General features: G+C 73.8%; 30 protein-coding genes. 15 read left to right on the top strand and 15 right to left on the bottom strand.

The window, feature by feature from the left end:
- Positions 1-167 precede the first annotated feature (167 nt).
- Both MET2598_RS0108980 and MET2598_RS0108975 read left to right on the top strand, forming a co-directional pair.
- Positions 168-2,447 (top strand): GumC family protein, encoded by a 2,280-nt coding sequence (locus MET2598_RS0108980; RefSeq protein ID WP_018260599.1) that lies wholly within the window; start codon positions 168-170, stop codon positions 2,445-2,447.
- A 216-nt stretch (positions 2,448-2,663) separates the two neighbouring features.
- Positions 2,664-3,170, top strand: coding sequence for a L,D-transpeptidase (locus MET2598_RS0108975; protein WP_012332771.1), 507 nt, complete (start codon positions 2,664-2,666; stop codon positions 3,168-3,170).
- A 274-nt stretch (positions 3,171-3,444) separates the two neighbouring features.
- Here MET2598_RS0108975 and MET2598_RS0108970 read toward each other — a convergent pair whose 3' ends face one another.
- The 3 genes from MET2598_RS0108970 to MET2598_RS0108960 are packed head-to-tail and all read right to left on the bottom strand — an operon-like array spanning position 3,445 to position 4,417.
- Positions 3,445-3,771, bottom strand: coding sequence for a cupin domain-containing protein (locus tag MET2598_RS0108970; RefSeq protein WP_018260597.1), 327 nt, complete (start codon positions 3,769-3,771; stop codon positions 3,445-3,447).
- Between the two features lie 52 nt (positions 3,772-3,823).
- Positions 3,824-4,198 carry a PH domain-containing protein gene (locus MET2598_RS0108965; RefSeq protein WP_018260596.1) on the bottom strand — a complete coding sequence of 125 codons (375 nt, stop codon included), beginning with the start codon at positions 4,196-4,198 and terminating at the stop codon, positions 3,824-3,826.
- A gap of 12 nt (positions 4,199-4,210) precedes the next feature.
- A complete protein-coding gene (locus tag MET2598_RS0108960) occupies positions 4,211-4,417 on the bottom strand; it encodes a DUF1674 domain-containing protein (protein ID WP_012332774.1) in 207 nt (68 codons plus the stop codon).
- 121 nt (positions 4,418-4,538) lie between these two features.
- Here MET2598_RS0108960 and MET2598_RS0108955 point away from each other — a divergent pair, with 121 nt between their 5' ends.
- The 3 genes from MET2598_RS0108955 to purH all read left to right on the top strand — a co-directional run bounded on the left by MET2598_RS0108955 (position 4,539) and on the right by purH (position 9,624).
- On the top strand, positions 4,539-5,882 hold the full coding sequence (locus tag MET2598_RS0108955; protein WP_018260595.1) for an RsmB/NOP family class I SAM-dependent RNA methyltransferase: 1,344 nt from the start codon (positions 4,539-4,541) through the stop codon (positions 5,880-5,882).
- Between the two features lie 106 nt (positions 5,883-5,988).
- Positions 5,989-7,710: a heparinase II/III family protein gene (locus MET2598_RS0108950; RefSeq protein WP_018260594.1), complete on the top strand. Its 1,722-nt coding sequence runs from the start codon at positions 5,989-5,991 to the stop codon at positions 7,708-7,710.
- 309 nt (positions 7,711-8,019) lie between these two features.
- Entirely contained in the window at positions 8,020-9,624 is a 1,605-nt protein-coding gene (purH, locus tag MET2598_RS0108945) for a bifunctional phosphoribosylaminoimidazolecarboxamide formyltransferase/IMP cyclohydrolase (RefSeq protein ID WP_018260593.1), read from the top strand.
- On the opposite strand, the gene MET2598_RS0108940 is transcribed toward purH, so the two are convergent.
- Complete coding sequence (locus MET2598_RS0108940; protein ID WP_018260592.1) at positions 9,596-10,756, bottom strand: GGDEF domain-containing protein; 1,161 nt, start codon at positions 10,754-10,756, stop codon at positions 9,596-9,598. The genes purH and MET2598_RS0108940 overlap by 29 nt on opposite strands.
- Before the next feature lie 300 nt (positions 10,757-11,056).
- Between MET2598_RS0108940 and MET2598_RS0108935 the strand changes: the two genes are divergently transcribed.
- The gene (locus MET2598_RS0108935; protein WP_012332779.1) at positions 11,057-12,340 is read left to right on the top strand and encodes a DUF3422 family protein; all 1,284 of its coding nucleotides are present in this window, start codon (positions 11,057-11,059) and stop codon (positions 12,338-12,340) included.
- Positions 12,341-12,348: 8 nt separating this feature from the next.
- On the opposite strand, the gene MET2598_RS0108930 is transcribed toward MET2598_RS0108935, so the two are convergent.
- The 7 genes from MET2598_RS0108930 to MET2598_RS0108900 all read right to left on the bottom strand — a co-directional run bounded on the left by MET2598_RS0108930 (position 12,349) and on the right by MET2598_RS0108900 (position 19,903).
- Positions 12,349-12,591, bottom strand: a complete 243-nt coding sequence (locus tag MET2598_RS0108930) for a hypothetical protein (protein WP_012332780.1) — start codon at positions 12,589-12,591, stop codon at positions 12,349-12,351.
- Positions 12,592-12,872: 281 nt separating this feature from the next.
- Entirely contained in the window at positions 12,873-13,109 is a 237-nt protein-coding gene (locus MET2598_RS0108925) for a hypothetical protein (RefSeq protein ID WP_018260591.1), read from the bottom strand.
- Positions 13,110-13,382: 273 nt separating this feature from the next.
- Complete coding sequence (locus tag MET2598_RS0108920; RefSeq protein WP_018260590.1) at positions 13,383-14,999, bottom strand: ABC transporter ATP-binding protein; 1,617 nt, start codon at positions 14,997-14,999, stop codon at positions 13,383-13,385.
- Positions 14,996-16,432: a M20 family metallopeptidase gene (locus tag MET2598_RS0108915; protein WP_018260589.1), complete on the bottom strand. Its 1,437-nt coding sequence runs from the start codon at positions 16,430-16,432 to the stop codon at positions 14,996-14,998. Before MET2598_RS0108915 ends, MET2598_RS0108920 begins: the two co-directional genes overlap by 4 nt.
- A gap of 48 nt (positions 16,433-16,480) precedes the next feature.
- A complete protein-coding gene (locus tag MET2598_RS0108910; RefSeq protein WP_012332784.1) occupies positions 16,481-17,410 on the bottom strand; it encodes an ABC transporter permease in 930 nt (309 codons plus the stop codon).
- Positions 17,407-18,321: an ABC transporter permease gene (locus tag MET2598_RS0108905; RefSeq protein ID WP_012332785.1), complete on the bottom strand. Its 915-nt coding sequence runs from the start codon at positions 18,319-18,321 to the stop codon at positions 17,407-17,409. Before MET2598_RS0108905 ends, MET2598_RS0108910 begins: the two co-directional genes overlap by 4 nt.
- A 7-nt stretch (positions 18,322-18,328) precedes the next feature.
- On the bottom strand, positions 18,329-19,903 hold the full coding sequence (locus MET2598_RS0108900; RefSeq protein ID WP_018260588.1) for an ABC transporter substrate-binding protein: 1,575 nt from the start codon (positions 19,901-19,903) through the stop codon (positions 18,329-18,331).
- 162 nt (positions 19,904-20,065) lie between these two features.
- On the opposite strand from MET2598_RS0108900, the gene MET2598_RS0108895 reads away from it, so the two are divergent.
- Entirely contained in the window at positions 20,066-20,959 is an 894-nt protein-coding gene (locus tag MET2598_RS0108895; protein WP_018260587.1) for a LysR family transcriptional regulator, read from the top strand.
- 46 nt (positions 20,960-21,005) lie between these two features.
- Here MET2598_RS0108895 and MET2598_RS0108890 read toward each other — a convergent pair whose 3' ends face one another.
- The gene (locus MET2598_RS0108890; RefSeq protein ID WP_012332788.1) at positions 21,006-21,215 is read right to left on the bottom strand and encodes a hypothetical protein; all 210 of its coding nucleotides are present in this window, start codon (positions 21,213-21,215) and stop codon (positions 21,006-21,008) included.
- Positions 21,216-21,386: 171 nt separating this feature from the next.
- Here MET2598_RS0108890 and MET2598_RS0108885 point away from each other — a divergent pair, with 171 nt between their 5' ends.
- Positions 21,387-21,866 (top strand): hypothetical protein, encoded by a 480-nt coding sequence (locus MET2598_RS0108885; RefSeq protein ID WP_012332789.1) that lies wholly within the window; start codon positions 21,387-21,389, stop codon positions 21,864-21,866.
- A gap of 9 nt (positions 21,867-21,875) precedes the next feature.
- On the opposite strand, the gene MET2598_RS0108880 is transcribed toward MET2598_RS0108885, so the two are convergent.
- A complete protein-coding gene (locus MET2598_RS0108880; protein ID WP_012332790.1) occupies positions 21,876-22,580 on the bottom strand; it encodes a spermidine synthase in 705 nt (234 codons plus the stop codon).
- A gap of 87 nt (positions 22,581-22,667) precedes the next feature.
- On the opposite strand from MET2598_RS0108880, the gene MET2598_RS0108875 reads away from it, so the two are divergent.
- From MET2598_RS0108875 to MET2598_RS0108845, 7 genes are all read left to right on the top strand, one after another.
- Complete coding sequence (locus tag MET2598_RS0108875) at positions 22,668-22,874, top strand: hypothetical protein (RefSeq protein WP_012332791.1); 207 nt, start codon at positions 22,668-22,670, stop codon at positions 22,872-22,874.
- A 272-nt stretch (positions 22,875-23,146) separates the two neighbouring features.
- Positions 23,147-23,356 (top strand): cold-shock protein, encoded by a 210-nt coding sequence (locus MET2598_RS0108870; protein WP_018260584.1) that lies wholly within the window; start codon positions 23,147-23,149, stop codon positions 23,354-23,356.
- 87 nt (positions 23,357-23,443) lie between these two features.
- Positions 23,444-23,665, top strand: a complete 222-nt coding sequence (locus MET2598_RS40865; RefSeq protein ID WP_150108662.1) for a hypothetical protein — start codon at positions 23,444-23,446, stop codon at positions 23,663-23,665.
- A 26-nt stretch (positions 23,666-23,691) separates the two neighbouring features.
- Positions 23,692-24,030, top strand: coding sequence for a DUF6481 family protein (locus MET2598_RS0108860; RefSeq protein ID WP_036270726.1), 339 nt, complete (start codon positions 23,692-23,694; stop codon positions 24,028-24,030).
- Positions 24,031-24,144: 114 nt separating this feature from the next.
- Positions 24,145-24,345 carry a hypothetical protein gene (locus tag MET2598_RS0108855; RefSeq protein WP_012332795.1) on the top strand — a complete coding sequence of 67 codons (201 nt, stop codon included), beginning with the start codon at positions 24,145-24,147 and terminating at the stop codon, positions 24,343-24,345.
- 145 nt (positions 24,346-24,490) lie between these two features.
- On the top strand, positions 24,491-24,697 hold the full coding sequence (locus MET2598_RS0108850) for a hypothetical protein (RefSeq protein WP_236728695.1): 207 nt from the start codon (positions 24,491-24,493) through the stop codon (positions 24,695-24,697).
- A 296-nt stretch (positions 24,698-24,993) separates the two neighbouring features.
- Positions 24,994-25,248 (top strand): hypothetical protein, encoded by a 255-nt coding sequence (locus MET2598_RS0108845; protein WP_012332797.1) that lies wholly within the window; start codon positions 24,994-24,996, stop codon positions 25,246-25,248.
- Positions 25,249-25,338: 90 nt separating this feature from the next.
- On the opposite strand, the gene MET2598_RS0108840 is transcribed toward MET2598_RS0108845, so the two are convergent.
- Together MET2598_RS0108840 and MET2598_RS0108835 are read right to left on the bottom strand one after the other, a co-directional pair.
- A complete protein-coding gene (locus tag MET2598_RS0108840; RefSeq protein ID WP_018260582.1) occupies positions 25,339-25,737 on the bottom strand; it encodes a c-type cytochrome in 399 nt (132 codons plus the stop codon).
- Positions 25,727-26,623: a cytochrome c oxidase assembly protein gene (locus MET2598_RS0108835; protein WP_018260581.1), complete on the bottom strand. Its 897-nt coding sequence runs from the start codon at positions 26,621-26,623 to the stop codon at positions 25,727-25,729. The genes MET2598_RS0108840 and MET2598_RS0108835 overlap by 11 nt, the downstream gene beginning before the upstream one ends.
- Between the last annotated feature and the right edge of the window lie 38 nt (positions 26,624-26,661).

Here is a 26,661-nt window from a genome sequence, read left to right as displayed (position 1 = left end):
GCCTGATGCGTCCGATGCGGCAGGTTTATGCGGGCGTGGTTAACGAAAACTCACCTGATCCCGCCGCGCCCGTGATGAGAAATTTACCGACCCGCAACCTTAATCAGTTGTGATGCGGCCAGGGCGGCCCCGGCCGGCCTCGGCTTCTCACACCGCAGACGGCCCGTATGCTCCGCGCGTCTCCCGCCATCCCGTCACCGCCGCCGGGCGCCGTGACCGATCCCCTCCCGCGCCATGCGGAGCGCGCGGCGGGCGAGGGCGTCGCGCTCGGCGACATCGGCCGGCTGCTGCGGCGGCACTGGCTGGCGATCCTGCTCCCGACCCTGGCGGCGCTGGCGGCCGCGATCGCCTTCGTTCAGCTCGTCCCGCCCCGCTACACCGGCGAGGCCAAGCTGCTGCTGGAGAGCCGCGACAGCGCCCTGACGCGGCTGCAGCAGGAGCGCGGCGACGCCGCCCAGCCGATCGACGAGCAGGCGGTGGCGAGCCAGGTCCAGGTGGTGATGTCCCGCGACCTCGCCCGCGAGGCGATCCGGCGCCTGAACCTCGTCGGCAACCGGGAGTTCGACCCGACCGTGGAGGGAATCGGCTCCCTGCAGCGGCTGCTGATCATGCTCGGGCTGGTGCCGAGCCCCCTCGACCGGGACCCCGAGGACCGGGTGCTGGAGCGCTACTTCGACCGGCTGCTGGTCTACTCGGCGGGCAAGTCGCGCATCCTGACGATCGAGTTCCGCTCCCGCGACCCGGACCTCGCCGCCCGCGGCGCCAACACGATCGCGGACCTCTACCTCGCCTCGCTCGCCGCCGCGAAGGTCGACACCGCGCGCTTCGCCTCGACCTGGCTCGGCAGCAACGTCGAGACCCTGCGCAGCCGCGTCGCCGAGGCGGAGGCCAAGGTCGAGGCGTTCCGCGCCCGCAACGGCCTGATCGGCGGCCTCGCCGGCAGCGGCGGGGCGCAGCCGATCGGCGCGCAGCAATTGACCGAGCTCTCCAGCCAGCTCACCCAGGCCCGCGCCGCCCAGGCCGACGCTGCGGCCAAGGCCAAGCTCATCAAGGACATGATTCGCGACGGGCGCGCCTTCGAGATCCCGGACGTCGCCAATAACGAGCTGATCCGCCGCCTCGTCGAGCAGCGCATCACCCTGCGCGCGCAGCTCGCGCTGGAGGGCCGCACCCTGCTGCCGCAGCACCCGCGCATGAAGGAACTGACCGCGCAGGTCACCGACCTGGAGGGGCAGATCCGCGCGGCCGCCGACCGCACGGTGCGCACCCTCGAGAACGACGCCCGCATCGCCGGCAGCCGGGTCGAGAGCCTGCAGGCCGCGGTCGACGCGCAGCGCGAGGTCGTGGCCAAGGGCAACAGCAGCGAGGTGCAGCTGCGCGCCCTCGAGCGCGAGGCGAAGGTCCAGCGCGAGCAGCTCGAATCCTACCTCGCGCGCTACCGTGAGGCCGCCGCGCGGGATGCCGAGAGCGCCGCCCCGGCCGATGCCCGGGTGGTGTCGCGGGCGATCGTGCCTGACACGCCGTCCTTCCCCAAGAAGCTGCCGATCATCGGCTTCACCACCGCCGTCGCCTTCCTGCTCGCGGCCGGCAGCGTGCTCGCGCGCAGCCTCATCGCCGACGATCCCGACGACCTGCGCGGCCGGGGCCGGCCGCGGCCGCGTCGCGCCGCGGTGCTCGCCGATGTGAGCGCGCGCCCCGACGCGCCCGCGCCCGCGCCCGCGGCGGGCGGGGCGGCCGCCGCCCTCGCCGAACCGGAGGCCGGGGCCGCCGAGGAGGAGGATCTCGGGTGGGGCGCGCCGCCCGCTTCCGCGCAGGATCCCCTCCCCGCCCCCGCGATGCGGGAGGAGCCCTACGAATTCGACGCACTGGTGGCCCGGCTCGCCTCCGTGGAGAGCGCGGGGGACGGGCGGCGCGTCCTGATCCTCGGATCGGGCGGCGCGGGCGAGCCCGAGGCGCTCGCGCTCGCGCTCGGGCGGTCGCTCGCGCGCTCGGCGCGGGCGGTGCTGCTGCCACTGGACGCGGCGGCGGGCGGCGCGCCGGGCCTGACCGACATCGTGCTCGGCGAGGCGCCGTTCGGGGAGGCGATCCAGCGCGACCCGGGCTCCCGCCTCCACCGGGTCGGCCCCGGCTCGCACGCGCCGGGCGTGCTCCTCGACGAGCGCGAGGGCCTGGGCCTGACCTTCGACGCCCTCGGGCAGGCTTACGACTGGATCCTCTGCGTGCTGCGCGACGACGGCCGCGACCCGGGGACGCGCGCCCTGGCCTCGGCGACCTGCCTCTGGATGGACGCGGTCGTCATCGCCTCGAACGCGCCGGCGGACGATGCCGACCTCGTCGCCCTCTACGCGCTCGCCGAGGGCGCCGGCGTGCCGGAGGTGATCGTGGCGCAGGACCGGGCGCCGCCCCCGGTCGCGGTGCCGGCCTACCCGCTGCGGCGCTCCGCCTGAGGCGCCGGGCCCCGCGCCCCGGCCCGCGGCGTCCCGGCACGGTCACGGAACGCTGACCGAGACGCCGCGGAGTCGCGCTCCCGGCGCCACCGGCCGTTAAGGCTCCGCGCCGTTCCTCCCCGTTCACCCCGGGGCAAGCATCTTCGCCAACCGGAACGACAGAATTCCTCGCGGATTATCGTCCCGCTTCAATGGTCACGCTCGAGGACCACAGGGATGATCAAGCAGAGTGGATGGGCCGCTACCATTGCGGTGGCGGCCACGGTGGCGTGCGGCCCGGCGACGGCGCGCGAGATCGTCGCCTTCGAGGCGGACGTGTCGCCGGGCAGCATCGTCGTGCGGACGAGCGAGCGCCGGCTCTACTTCGTCAACGGCGACGGCACGGCGATCCGCTACCCGATCGCGGTCGGCAAGTCCGGCAAGCAATGGACCGGCCTCGCCCATGTCGAGGGCAAGTACGTGCAGCCGGCCTGGTCGCCGCCCTGGGAGGTCAAGCGCGACAATCCCCGCCTGCCGAACGTGATCGCGGGCGGCTCCCCGCGCAACCCGATGGGAGCGGCCGCGCTCACCCTCGACCGCGGCGAGTACGCGATCCACGGCACGAACCGGCCGAGCTCGATCGGGACCTTCGCGTCCTACGGCTGCATCCGGATGTACAATCAGGACGTCGTTGACCTGTTCGGCCGCGTCGCCGTCGGCACGCCGGTCATCGTGACCCGCTGAGAGGGTGAGGATCGTTCCGTCCGCGCCCCCCGTCGGCGCCCCGGCCGGCGGGGTTGAATCATCCGTCCCCGACCGCCGAGGCTATCGCGGCAACGGCCCAGGATGCGGACGCACCGGGCCGTTGACCGTCTCGAATTTCCGACACCAAGCAAGGGCTTGGCGAGAAGAATGGTTCGGCGCGAATTCGGGAACCGAACCGGCGGTCACGAGACATGGCCGCGGGTGTCATACCAAATCCTCTTGATCCCTTCGGGATGGCGGATTTGGGCTTCGCTCAGGCGCCTCGCGCGGGCGGCGCGGTCGCCTCGACCGCCGTGAAGGTCTCCAGGACGCGGTAGGTGTGCTCGGCCCCGGCGGGGACGAGCCAGGAATCGCCCGGCTCCAGCCGGACGGTCCGGCCGGATATCTCCAGCTCCGCGCGGCCCGCGACGACGTAGCCCACGGTCTCGTAGTCCCGGGCCACGACGGGCTTCTTGTCGGTCGGCGGCTCCTTGTCCCAGAGCCGCATCGCGACGCGCTGGCCCGCGGCGAGGACGCGCTCGCCCTGCGGCCCGCGCGGGGCGGTCTCTCCCGAGATCTTCGTGATCGTCGTGCCGGCCATCGGCGCCTCCTCGCTCTCCCGATCCCAACGGAAGCGCGAGGCGCCCGTTCCCTCAGCGCAGGGAGGCCGCGATGGCGCGCTGGATGCCGCGGATGTCGGCGCCGCGCCGCAGCGTGCGCGAGATTGGGTCCGGGCGCCCCGAGACCCAGACCTTCAGCTCGGAATCGAGGTCGAAGCTGCCGGCATTCTCGACCGAGAACGAGGTGATCGCCCGGTAGGGCACGGTCAGGTAGGAGATCTTGCGGCCCGTGACGCCCTGCCGGTCGACGAGGATCAGGCGCCGGTCGGTGAAGACCATCAGGTCGCGCAGGACCCGGAAGGCGACCTCGACCGTCTCGCCCGGCACGAGCATGCCGTCGAGTTCCCGCGCCACGTCCGCGGGCGCCGCGTCGCTGCCGTGACCGAGCAGGCCGTCGAGGAGGCCCATGGCGCATCTCCCTCAGAAATCCGTGGCGAGGCCCTTCACCTCCCAGTCGTCGTAGCGCACCGGCTCCAGGCCGCCGCGCCCGTCGATCTCGCGCGCCCGGCGGATCTCGGCGGCGCGGGCGTCGATGGCGGCGCGGCGGGCCTGCGCCTCCGCGAGGGCGCGCTGCGCCGCCGGGCTGAGGGTCTTGCGCGGCGCCTCGGCCAGCCTCTCGTCGTCCATCATCGTGCTCCCGCTTGCATCCGGGCCGGCGCGGTGCCACGCCCGGCGCCTCGCGCGTCGGATCCTCCCCCGCAGGTGGAGGGGAGCCGGCGCGCCGTCAAGGCGGAGCGGCGACGGGCGCATGGATGACGGGCAGGACGAACGAACGGCCGGGCTCGCCGCGCGGCGCCTCGCCTATGCGAGCGTGGCGGACCTCCTGGGGGCCCGCTCCGGCACCGCGCTCGACGACGTGCTCGACCCGGCCGCTTCGCGCGCCGCCCTCCCGGGGCCGGACCTCGCGCTGGCCCGCGCCATCGCCACGGCGACCTTCCGGCATCTCGGGCTGATCCGCCACGCCCTCGCGGCCCGGCTCGCCGAGGGGCTGCCCGAGGGCCAGCCGAAGCTCCTGGCACTGCTGGCGACCGGCGCGGCGCAGATCCTCGTCCTCAACGTGCAGGACCACGCGGCCGTGGATCTCGCGGTGCGGCTCGCCAAGGCCGATTCCGGGCTGCGCCACCTGTCCGGGCTGGTGAACGCGGTGCTGCGGCGCATCTCCCGGGAGAAGGCGGCGATCCTCCGGGAGGGGGAGGCCGACCCGCTCGGGATCGAGACCCCCGGCTGGCTCGCCCGGCGCTGGAGCGCCGCCTACGGCGCCGAGACGGCGCGCTCCATCGCGGCGGCGCATCTGCGCGGGGCGCCGCTCGACCTCTCGGTGCGCGGCGACCCGGCGCCCTGGGCGGAGCGCCTCGGCGCGCGCCTCCTCCCGACCGGGAGCCTGCGCCTCGACGAGTCCCGCACCCCCGTGCCGCTCCTGCCGGGCTTCGCCGAGGGGGAATGGTGGGTCCAGGACGCCGCCGCCGCCCTGCCGGCCCGCCTGCTCGCGGTGCGGCCGGGCGAGCGGGTCGCGGATCTCTGCGCCGCGCCGGGGGGCAAGACCGCCCAGCTCGCCGCGGCGGGGGCGAGCGTCCTGGCGGTCGACCGCTCGGAGGCGCGGCTGCGGCGCCTGCGCGAGAACCTCGCCCGCCTCGGCCTCACCGCCGAGGCGCGGGCCGCGGACGCGCTCGCCCTGCCCGAGGACGAGCGCTTCGACGCCATCCTCCTCGACGCGCCCTGCAGCGCCACCGGCACGATCCGGCGCCACCCCGACGTCGCCTGGACGAAGCGGGAGGCGGATCTCGGGCGGCTCACCGCCCTGCAGGCGCGGCTCCTCGACAAGGCGGCGCGGCTGCTGCGTCCGGGCGGGCGGCTCGTCTACTGCACCTGCTCCCTCGAACCCGAGGAGGGCGAGGGGCAGGCCGAGGCGTTCCTCGCCCGTCACCCGGATTTCGCGCGGCAGCCGGTCGACCCGGCGGAGATCGGCGGCGAGGCGGCGCTCCTCGGCCCCGCGGGCGACCTGCGCACCCTCCCCTGCGCCTGGTTGCCGGCCGAGGGCGGACGGGGCGGGCTCGACGGATTCTTCGCCGTGCGCCTCGGCAAGGCGGCCTGAGGCGGGCGATCCTGTTCACAAGCGCGCCCGCGCCGTTTGACGCCGCGATCATCCTTCACCATTGGTTGTCATCATCCCCGCGGGCGCGGGGACCTCGGGGGGTGGCGTGCACTGGGGGCCTGACCGCTGGCGCTTCTACCGGCTTGTCGGGCGCGAGATCGGCCGCGCCGCCCGCTCCGCCATCCTCCACCTCTCCTCGGCGCCCTCGGCCTTCGCGCGGCTGCGGCCGACCGGCCTCGTCATCGCGCCCCAGGACCTGCGCACCAGCGACGCCACCCTGGCGGGCGACATCTACGCGGGCCTGTTCGTGTTCGCCGGCCGGGCCCTCGCCACGGGCGGGCGCTCGCCCTTCGACTTCACCCCGCCCTCGCCCGAATGGGGGGAGGCGCTCTACGGGTTCGGCTGGCTGCGGCACCTGAGCGCCGCCGACAGCGCGCTCGCCCGCTCCAACGCCCGCGCCTTCGTGCAGGACTACCTCGCCGGGCGCGGCGACCGCGACATCGCGGACCGGCCCGCCGTCGCGGCCCGCCGGCTGATCTCGCTGCTCAGCCAGTCGCCCCTCGTCCTCGAAGGGGCGGACCACGCCTTCTACCAAGCCTTCCTGAAGGGGATCGGGCGCTGCGTGCGCCGCCTCGACACGGCCCTGAGGGACGGCATCCCGCCGCGCCAGCGCCTCGCCGCCGCGGTCGCGCTGACCTATGCGGGCCTGTGCTGCGACGGGTTCGAGCCGGTGCTGCGCCGGGGCGTGCGCCTCCTCTCCCGGGAGCTCACCCGGCAGATCCTGGCGGATGGCGGCCATCGCAGCCGCGACCCGGCGGCCGTGCAGGAACTCCTGCTCGACCTGCTGCCCCTGCGCCAGAGCTTCCTCAGCCGCGACATCGCCCCGCCCGATCCGCTGCTCGTCGCGATCGACCGGATGCTGCCCTTCCTGCGGCTGCTGCGCCACGGGGACGCCTCCCTCGGCCACCACAACGGCATGGGGGCGACGGAGGCCGACCAGCTCGCGACCCTGCTGATCTACGACGGGGCGCTGGCCCGCCCGCTGATGCACGCGCCCCACACCGGCTACGCGCGGCTGGAGGCGGGCCGCACGCTCCTCGTCGCGGATATCGGCCCCGCGCCGCCGCTGGTCTACTCGACCGTGGCCGGGGCGGGCTGCCTGTCCTTCGAACTGTCGAGCGGCGCCCAGCGCCTCGTGGTCAATTGCGGCATGCCGGCGAGCGGCGACGAGATGCGCCAGCTCGCCCGCACCACGGCGGCGCACTCGACCGCGGTGCTCGGAACCGCCTCGTCCTGCCGCTTCCTCAACCCGCCCGGGCCCGGCTTCGCGCACCCGATCGCCGCCTGGCTGCGCCACCGGATCGGGCCGGTGATCCTGCGCGGGCCGCTCCGGGTCCCGGTCGAGCGCGGCAGCGCGCCGGACGGCACGGCGGTGCTCGCGGCGAGCCACGACGGCTACCTCGCGGGATTCGGGCTGATCCATGAGCGGCGCTGGCGCCTCGCGCCGGCGGGCGACCTCCTGGAGGGCGAGGACGCCTTCCGGCGGCCGGAGCGGGAGGGGCGCGCCCGCGGCGCCGGCCGTCCGGTCGAGGCGGCGATCCGTTTCCACCTGCATCCCTCCCTGCGGGTGAGCCGGGAGGGCCGGGCGGTGCGCCTGCAGGGCGCGGGCGGCGAGGTGTGGCTGTTCGAGACCGAGGCGACCGATCCGGTGATCGAGGAGAGCGTCTTCTTCGCGGCCTCGAACGGCGCCCGGCGGACGGAGCAGATCGTGCTGCACCTCAAGGTCGCGGACGGCACCCGGCTGGCGTGGCGCTTCCGGCGCGCGTGATCCGCTGTCCGGACGATCACGTCCGGACAGCGGATCACGGGCCCGCGCGGCGCCTGAGCGACGCCGATATCCGCATGGCCGAAATGGGAGATGGCGACGCAATCCGTCGGATGTCGTATGACACTCTGACCCGCGGGGTCCGCCCACCCGGCACCGGTTGCGCCGCGGGGCCGCGGATCCCGCGGCGCATGGGGGCCCAGCGCCGCCTCGTCTGGTCTCCCGGGGCCGTTTCTGCTACCGCGCCCGGACTTTGCAGCCGAAGGCAGGCGCCCGCGCCGGTGCGCCGCCCCGTTATCCGGACGTCGACCCATGGCGAGCGACCTCACCCCCGTCACCCGCGCGCTGCTCTCGGTCTCCGACAAGAGCGGGCTCGTGGACTTCGCGCGCGCCCTCGCCGCCCGGGGAGTCGCCCTCGTCTCGACCGGGGGCACGCACCGGACGCTCACCGAGGCGGGGCTCGCCGTCACCGAGGTGTCCGACCTCACCGGCTACCCCGAGATGATGGACGGGCGGGTCAAGACCCTGCATCCGGGCGTGCACGGCGGGCTGCTGGCCGTGCGCGACAATCCCGAGCACCAGGCCGCCATGCTGGCCCACGGCATCCCGGCGATCGACCTCCTGGTCGTCAACCTCTACCCGTTCGAGGCGACGCTCGCGGCCGGGCGCCCCCCGGCCGAGTGCATCGAGAACATCGACATCGGCGGCCCGGCGATGATCCGGGCGGCGGCCAAGAACCACGACGACGTCGCGGTGGTGGTCGACGTCGCCGATTACGCGGCGATCCTGGCGGATCTCGACGCGCATGCGGGCTCGGTCACACGGGCGACCCGCCGCCGCCTCGCCCAGAAGGCCTTCGCCCGCACCGCCTCCTACGACGCCGCCATCGCGACCTGGCTCGAGGGCGAGTACGCCGCCGATCTGCCCGGGGCGCCGGCCTTCCGGGCCCTCGGCGGCACCCTCGCGCAGGGCCTGCGCTACGGCGAGAACCCGCACCAGAAGGCCGCGTTCTACCGCACGGCCGGCGCCGCGCGCCCGGGCGTGGCGACGGCCCGCCAGCTCCAGGGCAAGGAACTCTCCTACAACAACCTCAACGACACGGACGCCGCCTTCGAGTGCGTCAGCGAGTTCGACCCCGCCCGCACGGCCGCGGTGGTCATCGTCAAGCACGCCAATCCCTGCGGCGTCGCGGAGGGCGGCACATTGCTCGCGGCCTACGAGCGGGCGCTCGCCTGCGACCCGGTCTCGGCCTTCGGGGGCATCGTCGCGCTCAACCGCACGCTCGACGCCGAGGCCGCGCGCCGCATCGTCGAGATCTTCACCGAGGTGATCATCGCCCCGGACGCGACGGGCGAGGCGGTGCGGATCGTCGCCGCCAAGAAGAACCTGCGCCTCCTCGTCACCGGGGGCGTCGGCGATCCGCGCCAGCCGGGCCAGGTCTGGCGCAGCGTGGCGGGCGGCATCCTGGTCCAGGACCGCGACGCGGCCGTCGTCGACGACATGGACCTGCGCGTGGTGACCAAGCGGGCGCCGAGCGAGCGCGAGCGCGCCGACCTGCGCTTCGCCTTCCGGGTCGCCAAGCACGTGAAGTCGAACGCGATCGTCTACGCCCGCGACGGGGCCACGGTCGGCATCGGCGCCGGGCAGATGTCGCGGGTCGATTCCTCCCGCATCGCCGCCTGGAAGGCGGCCGAGGCTGCCAAGGCCGCCGGGGCGCCGGAGAGCCTCGCGCGCGGCGCCGTGGTCGCCTCGGACGCGTTCTTCCCCTTCGCGGACGGGCTGCTCGCCGCCGCCGAGGCCGGGGCCACGGCGGTGATCCAGCCGGGCGGCTCGATGCGCGACGACGAGGTGATCCGCGCCGCCGACGAGGCCGGTCTCGCCATGGTCTTCACGGGAACCCGCCACTTCCGGCACTGACCGCGGGGGCGGCGGGCGACGCCGCGCGGACGCGGTTGCGGCCGTCGCTCTTCGCCGCGTAGAGGGCCGCGTCCGCCCGCTGGAGCGCGGGTTCGATCCCGTGCTCGTCCTCGCGCAGGATCGCGACCCCGATGCTGACCGTGATCCGGATCGGGTCCTGGCCGACCCGGAAGGGGTGGGCCTCGGTGGCGGCCCTGACCCGCTCGGCGAGAGCCTCGGCCATGGCGGGATCCGCACCGTGCAGCACGACCAGGAACTCCTCCCCGCCCCACCGGGCGGCGATGTCCCGCGCGCGCAGGCTGCCGCGCAGGCGCCGGGCGAATTCCACCAGCACGGCGTCGCCGCCCTCGTGGCCATGCCCGTCGTTGATGGCCTTGAAGTGGTCGATGTCGGCGAGGAGGATGGCGGCCGGTCGGGCCCGGCCGTGGGCGAGCTGCGACAGGCCGCGGCGGTTGGCGAGGCCGGTCAGCGGGTCGGTGCCGGCGAGATGGGCGAGGCGCAGGCTCGCCCGCTCGCCCGCCATCGCCAGGAAGCCGAGATAGACCAGCGCGCTGCAGGATTGATCGATCACCAGCGAGAGGTCGGCGCCGCGATTCGCGGCCATGGCCGCCGGCTCGACGGCGAGCAGCGCCATCGAGGCGAGGAAGATCACCAGATAGGTCCCGAAGCCGGCCGCCACGACGGCGGAGGACCACAGGCGGGCGATCGCGCCGTCGCGCAGCAATTCGGCCAGGGTGACGGCGATCTGGACCGCGAGGGCCGCGAAGGCGGCGACCATCGCGGCCCTCTGGCCGAGGCCCAGGGCCGCCCCGTAGGCGAGAGCCGGCAGCAGCGCGAGACCGACGAGCCGGCGCCGGTCGAGGGGCCGTTCGTTGAACAGCCGAAGGCCGCTCCAGCACAGGGCGTTGCTGGCTCCGAACAGGAGATAGGCGGCTAGGTCCGGCTGGGACGTCGCTCCGCCGCCCGTGCCGGCATGGTAGACGAGCCCCGCCGACGATATCCCGATGCTCAGGCACCAGTGCAGCAGGAAGGGCTCGGACCGCTGCCGCCGCCACCAGATTCCCATGACCACGATGTAGGCAAGGCGGGCGCTGATGCTCGCGAACAGCAGCGTGGTGGAATCGAGGGCCATGGCTCAGTCACGCACAGCTCGGCACCCGTCGCGCATCGTCGCCGCGGTGCCCTCGCGGGCCGGATCCCGCCGGCCGGGCCGCTCCGCCTCCGCACCAGTTCAGCGCCGAATCGTTACCGACTGACCCAACGGCATGGATCGGATTCGCCGACGGAGCGGAGCCGCCGCGGTCGCGCGAGTCCGGGGCGGACCGGGCGCCGCGCCAAGCTCCGGATCCCACGGGGAGAATCGCGTTGACGCCCGCCCCGGCTTGCGCCAAGCGTTGCCGGGACCGCGCGACGGCGGCGCCACGGGACGCTGATGCGGCTGAACGAACATGCCCTGCGGGCGCGGGTGCTGGCGGAGGTGCATGCCCGGCCCTTCATGCCGGTGAAGACCCCGCGGCGCTTCCTGCACTACGCCTTCCTGACGGATGGCGAGGCGGCGGCGGCGGACCGGGCCGCGCTCGACGCCTATTGCGCCGGCCTCGGCCTGCCAGGGCCCCCGGCGGCGGCCAAGCAGCACCGGGTGGTCTTCTCGGGGGCGATCCTGCGCTGGGAGAGCCACAGCGAGTTCACCACCTACACCTGGGAATACGCGGACCAGCAGGGTCTCGCCTTCCAGCCGCAGCCCGACGCGCTCGCCGGGCCGATGGAGGGCCTGCCGCAGCCGGGCGACCTGCTCGTCGCCGTCGACCTCCACCTGCTCGCGGCCGGCGAGGGCGACGTGCCGCCGGAGATCACCGCGACCTTCTCGCCCTCCTCCCTGGCGGTCGCCCAGGCGGAGGGCGGCGCGGCCGTCATCGCCACCGACTTCCAGGCCGACCCGCACGGCTTCGTGCGCGTCGTCGTGGCGGATCGCGGCATGACCCGGGTGGCGGCCGGCGCCCTGGTGCAGCGCGTCCTGGAGATCGAGACCTACCGCACCCTGGCCCTGCTCGGCCTGCCCGAGGCGCAGGCGCTCGGCCCGGCGATCCGCCGGATCGAGACCGCCCTGCCGGTGCTGATGGAGGAGATGCGGGCGAGCGAGGGGTTCGAGGCCAACCACCAGCTCCTCGACCGGCTGATCGCGCTCTCGGCCGAGCTCGAGGCCGGGGCGGCCCGCTCGCTCTTCCGCTTCGGTGCCACCCGGGCCTACGACGAGCTGATCCGCCTGCGCCTCGACGCCATCCGCGAGCAGCCGATCCCCGGCCAGACGAGCTGGTCGGTCTTCCTCGCCCGGCGCTTCAACCCGGCGATCCGCACCTGCATGGCCACGGGCGAGCGGCAGGACACGCTCTCCGAGAAGCTCTCGCGCGCCGCCCAGATGCTGCGCACCCGGGTCGACGTCGAGCTGGAGAAGCAGAACCACGCCCAGCTCCAGGCGATGAACGACCGGGTGAGGCTGCAGATCCGGCTGCAGCAGACCGTCGAGGGCCTCTCGGTCGCGGCGATCAGCTACTACGTGGCGAGCCTCGTCCATCACGTGCTGGAGGGCGCGCACGCGGCGGGGCTCCCCGTCGACGCCACGATCGGGACCGCGGCCGCGGTGCCGGCGATCGTGCTCGCGGTCGCCTGGACGGTCCGGCGCATCCGGCGCCGGCACGCCGAGGGCGAGGCCGGCTGACGCCCGGCTCAGCCCGCGAGCGGCGCGAAGAAGCAGAACACGTAGTCGCCCCGGTGGCACCAGTGGAAATTGCCGTCCTTGCTCGGGCGGACCTTGGCCATGGGGATGAAGATGCCGTGGGTGCGATAGCCGCCCGGCACCTCGACCGCGTCGCTGATCGGCTCGCAATCCTGATCGGAGCAGCACTCGTAGGGGTACCACGAATGGGCCGGCTGGATCAGCGACAGGGCGAGGACGAGCGCGGTCTTCATGGGAGGCCACCTTCCGGTTGGTGCCGGCCGGCAGGGCCGGCCGGGGATCTCCCGGCACGGGCCGTGCCAAACTCGCTCCCCTTGGGAGATGGGCGCGGCGCGGCGCGTGCCAAGACGGGTCCGGCGCATGGCGGCAATGAGGGGTTGCGCGCCCGGCCGCTCCCCGGCCCAAGCCGCCCTGGAAATTCCGCCGCCCTGGAAATTCCGCCGCCCTGGAAATTCCGCCGCCCTGGAAATTCCGCCGCCCCGGACATCCCGCCGCGCGCCGCTCGCGGCCGGCCTCAGGGGCGCGGGATCCCCATCCGCAGGTGCCGCGCCGCGGCGCGCAGGCCGACCTGATCGAGCAGGGACGCCAGTTCGGGCTCGCCCCTCTCCCGCGCGCACTCGCTCAGGCCCGCGAAGCGGTGCAGCGCCTCCTGGACCTCGTCGCGGACGAGGAGGTAGGGCGGCGGCGGGGTGACGATCAGCGAGGGCGGCAGCACCCGACGCAGGATGGTCCGGCAGGATGTCTCGACCATCGTGTGCGTCTCCCCGGATCGGCGTGGACCGAACCTGTAGCCCAGGTGGCGCCCGAAGTGAGGAGTCATACGAAATCCGACGGATTGCGTCGCCACGCGGATGCCGGCTTCGCTCAGGCGCCGCGCGGGCTTGTGATCCGGGATCCGCTTTGATCAAGCGGATCCCGTATGACACCGCCGGTTGCAATTGCCGCGCCCGGTCAGTCCGGCCGGGTGGAGGCGGGGCGGGACGCTGGTCACGGCGCTGGCCGCGGGCCTCCTGACGGCGCGCCGTCAGGCCGACTGCATCTCCCGCGCGAGGCCAGGAACCGCCGCAAGCAGCGCGCGCGTGTAGGGATGGCTCGGGGCGCGGAACAGCTCCGCGGCCGGCCGCTCCTCGACGATCTCGCCGCGCTGCATCACGGCGATCCGGTCGCAGATCGTGGCGGCGACGCGCAGGTCGTGGGTGATGAACAGCATGGCGATGCCGAGCCGGCCCTTGAGCTCCTCCAGCAGGGCGAGCACCTGGGCCTGGACCGACACGTCGAGGGCCGAGACCGCCTCGTCGGCGACCAGCACGTCGGGCTCCATGGCGAGGGCCCGGGCGATGCCGATGCGCTGGCGCTGGCCGCCCGAGAAGGCGTTCGGGTAGCGCTCGGCCGCGGCGGGCGGCAGGCCGACGAGCCCGAGCAGGTCGCGCGCCCGCGCCCGCGCCTCCCGGGCCGGGACGCCGTGGGCGATCGGCCCCGCCGTGATGATCTGCTCCACGGTGCGGCGCGGGTTCAGGGAGGCGAAGGGATCCTGGAAGATCATCTGGATCCGCCGCCGCTCGCGCCGCAGCGCTGGGGGCCCCAGGGCCGTGTAGTCGAGCGATCCCAGATGCACGCTGCCGCGATCGGGCTCGATCAGCCGGATCGCGAGCCGGGCCGTGGTCGACTTGCCCGAACCCGACTCGCCGACGAGGCCCAACGTCTCGCCGCGCCGCAGGTCGAAGGCGACCTCCCGCACTGCCGCGACGACCCGCTTGCGGCCGAACAGGCCGGTGCGGGAGGTGTAGGTCTTGCTGATCCCGGCCGCCGCCAGCACCACCGGCTCCCGGTCCCGGGGCGGTCGCGGCGGCGGGGCGAGGCGCGGGACCGCGGCCAGCAACGCCCGCGTGTAGGGGTGGCGCGGCGTCTCCAGCACCTCGCGGGCGCTGCCGGACTCGACGAGGCGGCCGCGCTGGAGCACCGCCACGTGGTCGGCGATGTCGGCCACGACCCCGAAATCGTGGGTGATGAACAGGACGCTCATGCCGCGGCGCTGCTGCAGGTCGCGGATCAGCCGCAGGATCTGGGCCTGGGTGGTGACGTCGAGCGCCGTCGTCGGCTCGTCCGCCACCAGGATCGAGGGTTCGAGGGCGAGCGCCATGGCGATCATGGCCCGCTGGCGCTGCCCGCCCGAGAGCTGGTGCGGGTAGGCGCGCACGATGGTCTCGGGATCCGGCAGGCCGACCTCGGCGGCGAGCGCCAGGACGCGGGCGCGGCGCTGCGCGCGGTCGAGCAGCCCGTGCGCCTCGAACATCTCGGCGATCTGGTCGCCGATGCGCATCACCGGGTTCAGGGCCGTCATCGGCTCCTGGAAGATCATGGCGATGCGCCGCCCGCGCAGGTCGCGCCAGTCGCGCTCGTCGAGGCCGAGCAGGTCGCGCCCCTCGAACTCGATGCGCCCGCCGGTCGGCCGCACGCCCCCGGGCAGCAGCCCGGTGAGCGCGTAGGCGCTCATCGACTTGCCCGAGCCCGACTCGCCGACGACGCAGAGGATGCGCCCCGGCATCAGGTCGAGGGAGAGGTCCTCGACCGCGTGCGCGCGGTCGGCGCCCCGCGGCAGGGCGAGGCTGAGGTTGCGGATGCGCAGGACGGGCTCGGTCACGGCGCTCCCCCCCGGACGCCGCGGCCGCTCGCGCGCCGCGCCAGCACCGCCGGGCCGGTCTCGCCGAGATCCCAGTAGAGGCCGGCCATCAGGACGAGGGCCTCGCGGGTGAGCGGGGCGAGCAGGTGCTCGTCCGGGGCGTGCTGCGAGCAGGCCGGGTAGGAATGCGGCACCCAGAGCGTCGGCAGCCCGAGGATCTCCGAGAAGGCGTCGTTCGGCAGCGAGCCGCCGAGATTGGGCAGCAGGGCCGGCCGCTTGCCCGTGCTCTCGGCGATCGAGGCGAGCGCCCAGGCGACCCAGGGGTCCTCGACCGGCAGGCGGGTCGCCCGGAACACCTCGGTGCGGGCCGGCCGCACCGCCACCATCGGGAAGCCGTGCGCGTCGAGATGCGCGCGGAGCGCCGGGATCAGAGTCTCCCAGTCGGTGCCGACCACGAAGCGCAGCTGCAGGGTCGCCTTGGCGGAGGGCGGCACCGCGTTGAGCGGACCGTCCGGGTCGCCGGTCTTGAAGGCGAGGACTTCGAGCGCGTTCCAGCCGTAGACGCGCTCGGCCGGGCTGAGGCCGGGCTCGCCCCACTCCGCGTCGATCGCCGGACCGTCCGGGTCGCCGCCCACCGTGATGTCGGCGAGCGCCTCCCGCACGCCGGGCGGGATCGGCGGCGGGCGCAGGCGCGCGACGCGGATCGCCCCGCGAGAATCGACCAGGCTCGCGATGGCGTTCGCCAGCACGGTGCCGGGATTGCGCAGCAGCCCGCCCCAATTGCCCGAATGGTGGCCGCCCTCGCGCAGGTCGACGGCGAGCTCGAAGTTGAAGGCGCCGCGCGATCCGAGGAAGAGGGTCGGGCGCTCGGCGCTCACCCGCGGCCCGTCCGAGGCGAGGAGGAGGTCGGCCCGCAGCGCCTCGCGCTCCCGCCGGCAGACCTCGCGCAGGCCCGGCGAGCCGGTCTCCTCGCCCGTCTCGATCAGGAGCTTCGCGTTGAAGCCGAGCCGTCCGCCGCGGGCCTCCGCCACGGCCGCCAGGGCCGCGAGGTTGACGAGGTGCTGGCCCTTGTTGTCGGCCGTGCCGCGCCCGTACCAGCGCCCGCCCTCGACGACGATCCGCCACGGGTCGAGGCCCGCGCGCCACTGCTCGGGATAGCCCCGCACCGTGTCGCCATGGCCGTAGATCAGCACGGTCGGCAGGGCGTCGTCCTCGTGGCGCTCGGCGATCAGGAAGGGCCCGTGCACGCCGTCGGGATTGTCGAGGAGGCGGTGGCGGAAGCCGAGCCGCGCGGTCGCCGGGACCAGGAATTCGGCCAGGTAGGCGGCGAGCGCCGGGATCTGGCCGGGCGCCTGGCTCTCGGTGGGCCGCGCCACCGCCTCCCGCAGCGTGGCGAGGAAGCCGCCGTCGTCGAAGTGGCGCGCCGCGCGCGCCAGGGCGTCGTGTCGGGACATCGCAGACCTATCAGACTCTTGGCGGACCTCGAACGGAGGTTCGCGCGGTCAGGAACGCCGCTCGGGGGCGGTAATGTCGCGCAGGCCATCCCCGAGCAGGTTGACGGCGAGCACCAGGACCAGCAGGGCCACGCCCGGGATGGTGATCACCCAGGGCTGGAACAGCATGTACGGCTTGCCCTCGGCGATCATCAGGCCCCAGGAGGGCAGCGGCGGCTGCACGCCGAGGCCGAGGAAGGACAGGGCGGCCTCGAGCAGGATGGCGTGCGCCATCTCCAGCGTCGCCACCACGATGAGCGCGTTGAGGATGTTGGGCAGGATCTCCTGCAGGAGGATCCGGGCGGTCGAGAAGCCCTGCGCCTCGGCGGCGGCGACGAAATCCTGGGCCCGCACCTGCCGGGTCGCCGCCCGCGTCACCACCGCGAAGCGGTCCCAGAGCAGCAGGCCGAGGACCAGCACCACGACCTTGAGCGAGCCGCCGACCAGCGCCGCCATGGCGAGCGCCACCAGCACGACCGGCAGCGCGAGGCGCGTGGTGACGACGTAGCTCACCAGGGCGTCGATCCGGCCGCCGAAATAGCCGGCCAGCAGGCCGAGCGTCGTGCCGATCAGCCCGGAGATCAGCGCCGCCGAGAACCCGATCAGCAGCGAGATCTGGCTGCCGTAGATCAGGCGGCTGAGATAGTCCCGCCCGAGCTTGTCGGTGCCGAGCAGGTGCTCCCAGGAGCCCTTGGCCTGCCAGATGGGCGGGATCAGGCGGCGCGAGACGTCCTGCGCGTAGGGGTCGTGCGGGGCGAGCAGCGGCGCGGCGAGCGCCGTGAGCAGGACGAGCCCGAGGAGCCCGGCCCCGATCAGGAAGCCGGCGTGCGACAGGCCGCGGCGCAGCACGATAGCGGTCGGCGAGCGCACCGGCAGCGGCGCCTCGGCGGCCGGGGGGACGAGGCCGGGCTCGGCCGGCGGGGAGCTCGGGGCGATCATTGGCGCAGTCGCGGATCGAGGAGGGCGTTGAGGAGGTCGGCGGCCAGGGTGAGCGCGATGTAGATCATCGCCAGAACCAGCACGATCGCCTGCACCACCGGGAAGTCGTTGCGGGCGATCGACTCCCAGGCGAGCTGGCCGAGCCCCTGGAGCGAGAACACCGCCTCGACGACGATCGATCCGCCGAGCATGAAGCCGAACTGCACCGCGGCGAGCGCGATCACCGGGATCACCGCGTTGCGCAGGGCGTGGCGGACCAGGATCTTGCGCGGCGGCAGGCCCTTGGCCCGGGCGGTGCGGACGAAGTCGGAGGAGAGCACCTCCAGCATGCCGTTGCGGGTGAGCCGCATCACCGCCGGCATGGCGTAGTAGCCGAGCGCCACCGCGGGCAGCACGAAATGCTTCCAGGTGGCGTTGCCCGAGACCGGCAGCCAGCGCAGGTTGACCGAGAACACGATGATCAGGGCGAGGCCGAACCAGAAGGTCGGCATCGCCTGCCCCAGCACCGAGACGAACAGGGCCGCGCGGTCGATCCAGGTGTCGCGGCGCACCGCCGCCAGCACCCCGAGCGGGATCGCCACGAACAGGGCGACGGCGAGCGCCACGACGCCGAGAATGAGCGTCACCGGCAGGCGGGCGGCGATCAGGTCGGTGACCTGCTCGCGGAAGTAGAAGGACTGGCCGAAATCGAGGTGGAGCGCCTTCCAGGCCCAGGCGGCGAACTGGGCGAGGAGGGGCCGGTCGAGCCCGTACTGGGTCCGGATCGCCTCGATCTGCGCGCCCGTCGCATCGGGCCCGGCGATCGCCGTGGCGAGGTCGCCGGAGAGGTGCAGCAGCAGGAAGCTCGCCACCGAGACGGTGACGGCGACGCTGAGCGCCACGAGCACGCGGCGCAGGGCGAAGCGCAGCATCGCGGCCTCACTTCCAGGAGGCGGCGTAGAAGCGCGGCACCTCGTCGGGCTGCGCCGTGAAGTTCAGGTCCTGGGTGAAGGCGTAGTTCGACGGGTAGGAGAACATCGGCAGCGCGTAGGCCTCGCCGGCGATGCGCGAGAGCGCCTCGGCGTACTTCGCCTTGCGCTCGCCCGGGTCGCTCGCGGTGTCGCCGGCCTGGAGCGCCGCGATCACCGCCGGGTCGCGGGTCAGATCCTCGTCGCCGCCGCGGAAATACACGCCCGTGAAGGCCGAGACGTCGTTGACCGAGAACGAGCCCCAGGTCTGGAAGCCGATCGAGACCTTGCCGCCGCGCAGCGCGTCCCGGAAGGCGGCGTAGCGCAGGTAGTTGAGCCGCGCCCGGATGCCGACCGCCCGCAGGTAGCCGATCACGGCCTCGGCGTAGTCGCGCTCGCGATAGGCCGCGAGGTCGATCTCGAACCCGTCCGGGTAGCCCGCCTCCTTGAGCAGCGCCTTGGCCTTGGCGGGATCGTAGGCGTAGCGCGGGGCGCCCTCCTCGACGCAGCCGAACTGCCCGGAGAAGCACAGCACGTTCATCACGCGCGCGCCGCCGCGCACGAGGTTGTCGACCATCGCCTTGCGGTCGATCGCGTAGGAGATCGCCCGGCGCACCCGCACGTCCCTGAGGGGCGACTTCTCCATCGCCCGGCCGCCGACGTCGAATTGCAGGAAGCCGACCCGCATCGTCTCGGCGCTCAGCACCGTGATCCCGGGCGCCGCGCGCAGCTGATCGGCCTGGTCGCTCGGCACGCGCCAGATCCAGTCGATGCCGCCGGTGACGAGCTCGGCCATCCGGCTGTCGGCGTCCGGGATGACCCGGAATTCGAGCTTGCCGATCTTCGGCCGCCCGATCGGGCTGCCGGACCAGTACTTCTCGAAGCGCTCGAGCTTGACGCCGCGCCCGCTCTCGACGCTGACGATCCGGTAGGGCCCCGTGCCGACCGGCGCCTTGGCGAAGCCGTCGAGCCCCACCTTCTTGAAATAGGCCGCCGGGAAGATAGGGGTCGGACCCGCGAGGTATTCGAGCGCGGCCGGGAACGGCGCCTTCAGGTGGATGCGCACCGTGTGCGGGCCCAGCACCTCGGTGGACTTCATCCAGTCGACGTTCTGCTTGGTGACCGTGCGCGCCTCGGGCGTGAGCACGTAGTTGAAGGTGAAGGCGACGTCCTCCGGCGTGAGCGGATCGCCGTTGTGGAAGACCACGCCCTCCCGGATGGTGAGGTCGAGGGTGACGGGATCGGCCCATGTCCAGGCGGTCGCCAGCATCGGCTGGTAGGTGCCGGTGGCGGGATCGCGGTAGAGCAGCGTGTCCCAGGCGTTGCGGGCCAGGATGACCCCCTCGCGGGCGCTGTTGTGATAGGGGCTGACGTTCTCGGGCTCGCTGTCCGAGGCGTAGACCAGGGTGTCGTTGGCCTTGCCGGCGAGGGCCGGGCCCGCCGCCCCGGCCAGGAAGGCCGTCCCGGCCAGGAGCAGGGCCGCCGCTCCGCGACCGCGCGGGGCGGTGCGGGCGAGGCGGGGGGCCGGTCGGGTCCGTCTCAGCATGTCGGATCGCCTCTCAGAGTGCGGCACCGCCCCGGATGGGTCCCGCGGAGCTCCTGCCGCTTTCGTGACCATGCCAGAGTGTTGTGCAGGATGGTTCGCAGCAAGTAGAATTTGGCGAAGCGTCCGTTGCCGATCCGGCAAGGGTCGGCGGGGGCGGGAGCGATGCAGACCAGCAGCCTGCGGTACTTCCTGGCCGTGGCGCGAACGGGATCGATCGCGGCGGCGAGCGCGCAGCTCAACGTCGCCGCCTCGGCGATCAGCCGGCAGATCGCCAACTTGGAGGCCGAGCTCGACTGCGTGCTGTTCGAACGGCGGCCGCGCGGCATGGTGCCGAGCCCGGCCGGCGAGTTGCTGGCCCAGCACGCCCACCAGGTGCTGATGCGCACCGAGCAGGTCGTGACCGAGATCCGCGACCTGCAGGGGCTGGTCCGGGGCCTGATCCGGGTGGCGAGTTCCGAGGGCTTCGCCCTCGACATCCTGCCGAACGCCATCGCGGCCTTCCACGGGAGCCATCCGGGGATCCGCTTCGAGCTGACGATCCTGCCCCCGGCCCAGGTGACGCAGGTGGTCGCCGCGGGCGACGCCGATATCGGGATGACCTTCGCCATGGATGCCGTCCCGCCGGTGCGGGTGGTCTACAACGCGCGGGTGGAGATGATCGTGGTGGCGGCGCCCGGACACCCGCTCGCGGGGGCGCCGCTCCTGCGCCTCGCCGACCTCACCGCCCACCCGGTCGCGCTGCCGACCCGGGACACCACGGCGCGGCGCATCTTCGACGCCGCCTGCGCGGCCGAGGGGGTGGCCATCGAGCCGACCCTGACCGCCAACCATCTCTGGGCGCTGCTTCCCTTCGTGCGGCGCACGCGGGGCGTCGCGGTGATGTCGGCCCTCTCGGTGGAGACGCCCCTGCGGCTCGGGGAACTCGCCGCGGTCCCGATCCGGACGCAGGGCGGGCTGATGCGGGGCATCCAGGTGCAGACGATGCGGGATCGCCGGCTGCCGCGGGCCGTCGGGGCCTTCCTGCGCAGCCTGCTCGCCGCCCTGCCGCCGGCGTGAGGGCGGCTGCCGCAGCCCGGCCCGGTCGGGGAGCGCGGCCGCCCCCTCAGCCCCGGTGCTCGCGGATGTCGCCGATCACCGAACCGGTATCCGAGCCCGGCGGCCACCATTGCGCCGGCAGCACGGCCTCGACGCGGTCCTCCGGATAGGTCGCCTGCAGGAACGACAGCGCCTCCGAGCGGGAGGTCGCCCGAATCGTGATCGGCGGTCGGTAGCCGCGCCGCGTGCGGAGGCTGCCGATGAAGAGCTTGGTCATCGCGATCTCCAGCTCTGTCGGGCATGACGGGACGGGGCCTGCGGGGCGCCGCAACCCTGACCGTATTGACGCCGCAAGCGCTCTTTTGTTCCGGCCAGGACCGGATTTTCTCCCCGGTCCCCGCCCATCCGTTCCTGGACGGACCAGTGTTTCGGTGTGATCCTCGCGCGCATGACCCGTCTCTTTCACGCGGCCGACCATTACCCGCCGGTCGGCGCGATCCTGCGGCCCGGACATTACGGCCGCATGATCGGTGTCTCGCTGCATTGTCACTACGATCACGCGCGCGAGAAAATCCTCGAAGAGGTCAGGGCGGCCGGATTCCGGGACAAGCCGTCGCGCCTGCGCAGCATCTTCGCCTGCCTCACGGAGGAGGACGTGCGCGCCTATGTCGAGACGCAGTGCGCCCGGCATGCCGGGCGCGTGCGCGAGCCGCTCTACGAGGTCGAGTCGATCGATGCGGCGGCCCCGACCCATGTCGGCGACTGGACCATCGCCGAGGCGGTCCGCTGCGGCGGCGACGAGGCGGTGCTGCTCGCCGAGCTCTACTGGAAGGGCAGCGAGGGCCCCGAGCGCCCGCCGGTCGGAACCTACCGGGAGCTGGTCACCACCTCCCCGCTCAGGGTGGTCCGGCGGCTCGATGCGGCCTGACCCGCCCCCTCACGGCGCGGGCCAGCAGAACGGCGTCCCGGTCTCCGAGGGCGTGGCGAGCCAGACGACGTGACGGCGGCCGCTGCGGCCGTTCGCGTGCACGCGGACCTCCTCCACGGCGAAGCCCGTGTTGCGCAGGCGGGCCTTGAAGCGCCGGTCGGGCCCGCCGGACCAGACGCCGAGGACGCCGCTCGAGCGCAGGGCGTAGCGCGCCCGCCTCAGGCCCCAGCTGTCGTAGAGGCGGTCGTTCTCCACCCGCGTCAGCGCCTCGGGGCCGTTGTCGACGTCGAGCAGGATCGCGTCGTAATCCGCCTGCCCCTGCTGCATCACGCGCTTGACGTCGTCCTCCCGCAGCTCGACCCGCGGATCGTCGAGGCTCCCGGCGAAGACGTGGGCCAGCGGGCCGCGCGCCCAGGCCACCACGGCCGGCACCAGTTCCGCCACGACGACCCGGGCGTCCGGCCCGAGCGCGTCGAGCGCGGCCCGGAGCGTGAAGCCCATGCCGAGCCCGCCGATCAGCACCCTGGCCCGCGGGCGGTCCCGCAGGCGGGCGCAGGCGAGGGCGGCGAGGGCCGCCTCGGAGGTGCAGGCGCGGTTGCTCATCAGCTCGATCCGGCCGACGCAGATCGTGAACTCGTGGCCTCGCTGCATGAGGCGCATCGGCTCCCGCTCGCCCGGGATGGCGGCGGCATCGAGTTGAACCCATTCTGTCACCGGGAAGGCCTCTGGTTTCGGGACGCGGGCGCGGTCCGTGGAGCGCCGTAGATGGTCATGGCGCGCCTTTCGTGCGATGTCCGTGTGATGAACGACACAAGCCTGTACCCCTTCGCGATCGAAGTTTCACCGCTGGCCCGGCCCAAGGGCCATTACGGCTGGGCGATCCGCCGGCACGGCAAGCTCCTCGAACGGTCGGACCGGCCGCACGAGAGCGAGGCCAAGGCGCGCGCCCAGGCCCTCGCGGCGGTGGAGCGGGCCTTCCGCGCCGGCTCCGACTCGCGGCGGCGCTGACGCGCGGCGGCGCCGGGCCGCCCGCATCCTCGCAGGCGTCGGGCAGCGACGGCGCGCGGGGCCGGGTCTTTTCGCCCGGGCGCCTTGCCATCGGGGTGGAACCGGCCCATATTACATCTATCGATCTTTGGCCGGACTTCCGGGCCTCTTCGCCCAGCTTTTGCCGGGCGCACGCTCTGACACTCTCTCCAAAACTATCGATCAGGCGAGACTTGGCCGCGCTGAAGCGCGCCGGGTTCACGCGTGCACTCGCGAAAAACATGGATACGATGATGAGCACCGGCACCGTCAAGTGGTTCAACGGCCAGAAGGGCTTTGGTTTCATTCAGCCGGACGACGGCGGCAAGGACGTCTTCGTTCACATCTCGGCCGTCGAGCGCTCGGGCCTGCAGACCCTCTCCGAGGGCCAGAAGGTGTCCTACGAGCTCGAGACCGATCGCCGCAGCGGCAAGCAATCCGCCGGCAGCCTCCGGGCCGCGTAGACCCTCCGGCGATCGATGCGGCCGGGTCCGGCCGCATCCCTCCCCTGTTCCGAGTGGACAGACCTGAACTCCGATAGGTTACTCTGAGTGAATTTTACGTTTATTTCGAATCATCTTCCGGGTTCCGCGGCGGCCGAGCCGCTGACGTTCCAGGTGCGGCAGATCTGGCAGAAGGTCGGCGACGAACGCGTCGACGTCAGCCACCTGCTCGACAGGACCTACGACTATCATTCGACGCGGGAGTTGCGCTGGCATCTGGCCGACAGGTTCTCGAGTCCGGTGCGCACCGTCAGCCTGAGCCGGGCCTAGCCGTGGCGCGATTTCAGGACGCCCCGCTGGGAGATCGGCTGAGATCGGCCGCCGCTTCCCGGCAGGCCATGCTGGCGCGCTTCCGCGACCGGCCGGCCGATGACGATCCGGCCCTGGCCGCGCGCCGCGCCGAGCGGCAGGCCCTCGCCGAGGCCCGCGCCCTGCGCGCGGCCGAGCGGGAGGCCGAGCGCGCCGCCGAGGCCGCCCTGGCGGCGGCCGAGCAGGCGCGCCGGCGCGAGGTCGAGGCCGCGGCGCGGGCGCGGGAGGAGGCCGAGGCCTCGGCCCGGGCCCTGTCGCTGCAGGCCGACCGGAAGGCTGCCCGCGACGCCCGCTACGCGGCCCGCAAGGCCCGCCAGCGCGGGTGACGCTCCCCGCCTTCGGCGGCAGCAGCCTCGGTCCCCGCGGCGGCACCCGCGGGGCCTCACCTCCGCGACGCGTCGAGGCCGGCGCGTCGCCCCTCGTCGGGAGAGACTCGACCCATGTCGCACAAATTCAAGCTGCATCAGCAAGTCCGCATGCTCCGCAGCGGCTTCTCCGACTCCCTCGCCAGCAGCGGGGAGGTGTTCGAGGTCGTGCAGCTGATGCCGGAGGACCGGACCGGGGAAGCCACCTACCGGATCCGCTCCCGCATGGGGGAACGGGCCGTGCGCGAGAGCGAGATCGCCGCCGCCGCCCGCTGACCCCTCGGCCCTCGCCGGGGTGCCGTCTCGGGCGCCCCGACATCCCGCCGGCCCGGGCGCGGATCGTCCGCCGCGCAGCCGGGATCGGCACGCGCCCGTTTCCCCGTCACGGGTTCTCGACCGGGCAACCCGAAAGCGAATGAGCATGACCAGGAGCCCCATCACAGGCGCGGCGCGCGGCCCCTCGAACGAGGAGTTCAGGGAGCGGATCGCCCGCCTCGCCCCGGTGCCCGGCACGGAACCGTCGAGCGCTTCGCGCGCGTCCCGCGGCAAGCCGGCCCGCGGGCAGCGGCCCGCGCCGCCGCCGGACGCCCCCGCGCCCGCCGACGCGGCGGACACCGCCGAGAGCTGACGCGGCCCGCGCGGGAGCGCCGGACCAGCGCGCCGTCGGACATCGGGTCGCGCCCCGGCCCGTCGGGCGGGACTCGGCCGGATCCCGTCGCCGAGCAGACGAGCATGGGGCAATTCTGCTCGGCCTCTTGAGGCTGCATCATGTTTCGCCGACGCGGTGCTTCGGTTCGCCGCCGAACCGCTGACCCCTTCGGCACCGGCCGGTCCCGGCCGGCGAAATGCGGCACCGGCCGGTCCCGGCCGGCGGAAGGATGCTTAGAACGAAATCGGACGGACGCACGCGATCCCGGAACGACCATGGCGACGGCGACCACCTACGTGATCCAGACCTTCGAGATGAAGCGCAAGCGCCTCGTGCCGGGCGCGCGCGACGTCGCCCCGACCGAGAGCGGCGCGCTCAAGCGCGCCGAGGCCATCGCGGCCCGCAAGCCCGGCGCGGCCGCCCTGCGGATCCGGGCCGACAGCGAGACGGGCGAACTGGAAGGCGTCGCGATCCTGGGCCGGTTCGGCGAGGTGCCGGACGACTTCGCCGAGATGATCACGGGGTCCTGAGCATCGGTCGCCGGCTCGGCGTCGAGCCGGCGGCGGTGCCGATCGGCGCCGTCCGGCGGGACGGCGGCGGGCGGTCCGGCCGGCGCGCCTCTAGCGATGGGCGTACAGGTAGGCCGCGATGTCCCGGGCCTGCGCCTCGGAAATCCCGGTGACCGGCATCGCCGTCCGGGGATCGAGGGCTCTCGGATCGACGATCCAGCGAACCAGGTTTTCGGGCGTGTTCGTCACGACCCCGCCGATGTAGACGCGCTCGGCCACGCTGCCCAGCGGCGGGCCGACCCGCCCCCGAGGGCCCGCGAGGCCCGGGATCTCGTGGCAGCCGGCGCAGCCGTGGCCGATCATCAGCGCCGGGGCGCGGTCGGGGTCTCCCCCAGTCAGGTTCCTGGCAAGCTCGATCCGTTGACGCCGGAGGTCGATCCGGTGAGCGACGAGGCCGCCGGTGGCGAGGGCCGCCGCCGCGGCGAGGAGCGCGATCCATCTAAGCGGCATGGGCCTGCCTCGCGGTGTCCGGTCCTGAGCGACGGATCCAGATCCCGGCCAGCGTCAGGGCGGCCGCGGCGTAGACCAGCCCGGCCGGCACCCACATCACCAGACCGGCGAGCTGCTGATCCTCCAGGGGAGTCAGCCCCCACTCGGCGGCCGCCGCGACCTGGCGCGGGTACCAGAGCCGCGGCGAGACCGTCAGCAGGACTCCGAGCAGGCCGGTGTGGAGGCTCGTCAGGAAGAGGTAGAGGAAGGATGCCCCGTAGCCGCGGCTCCGGACGGGCCCGTGCAGCAGGGCCCACCAGAACAGGAGCGCCGAGAGCAGGAAACTGAGGTGCTGGAGCCAGTGCGCGAGGGCGTTCACCAGCACGAGATCGTAGAGGCCCGGCATGTGCCAGGCCCAGAGCGCCACCCCGTGGAGCAGCGTCGCCGAGAACGGCGTTCGCATGGACCGCCACGCGGGACCGAGGACCGGCAGGCGGACGACCCCGCCGACACGCGGGCGCCAGGACGCGGGCAGGGCCCACAGCATCGCGCTGCCCGGGCGGGCGAGCACGAGCAGGGGAGCCGCGATCACCATCAGGAGCTCGTGCTCGACCATGTAGGCGGTGAAGAGACGTTCGCCCCACCCGTGCAGCGGGGACAGCAGGGCCAGGGCCAGCACGGTCCAACCGCTCCAGAAGCAGGCGACCTGCCAGCGGCGCACCCCGCGGCCGTGACCGGCCCGCCCCCACAGGCGCACCGTGCCGACCAGGAACAGCACGGCGCTGACGGAGAGCGGAGCGAGCACCCTCGGGTCGCTCGCCCAGGCGGGGCCGCTCGGCCAGAGCGCGCCGGGATCGCCGCCATGGGCCGAGCTGCCCGTCGGCAGGACGAGTGCCGCGGTGACCATCGCGGCGCAAGCTGCCCGGGCGCGGGCCTCCGCCGCGG

The organism is Methylobacterium sp. WSM2598 (assembly GCF_000379105.1).
Classification (GTDB): domain Bacteria; phylum Pseudomonadota; class Alphaproteobacteria; order Rhizobiales; family Beijerinckiaceae; genus Methylobacterium.
Note: the sequence above shows the minus strand (reverse complement) of the source record. Positions and strands in the feature narration are given on the sequence as shown.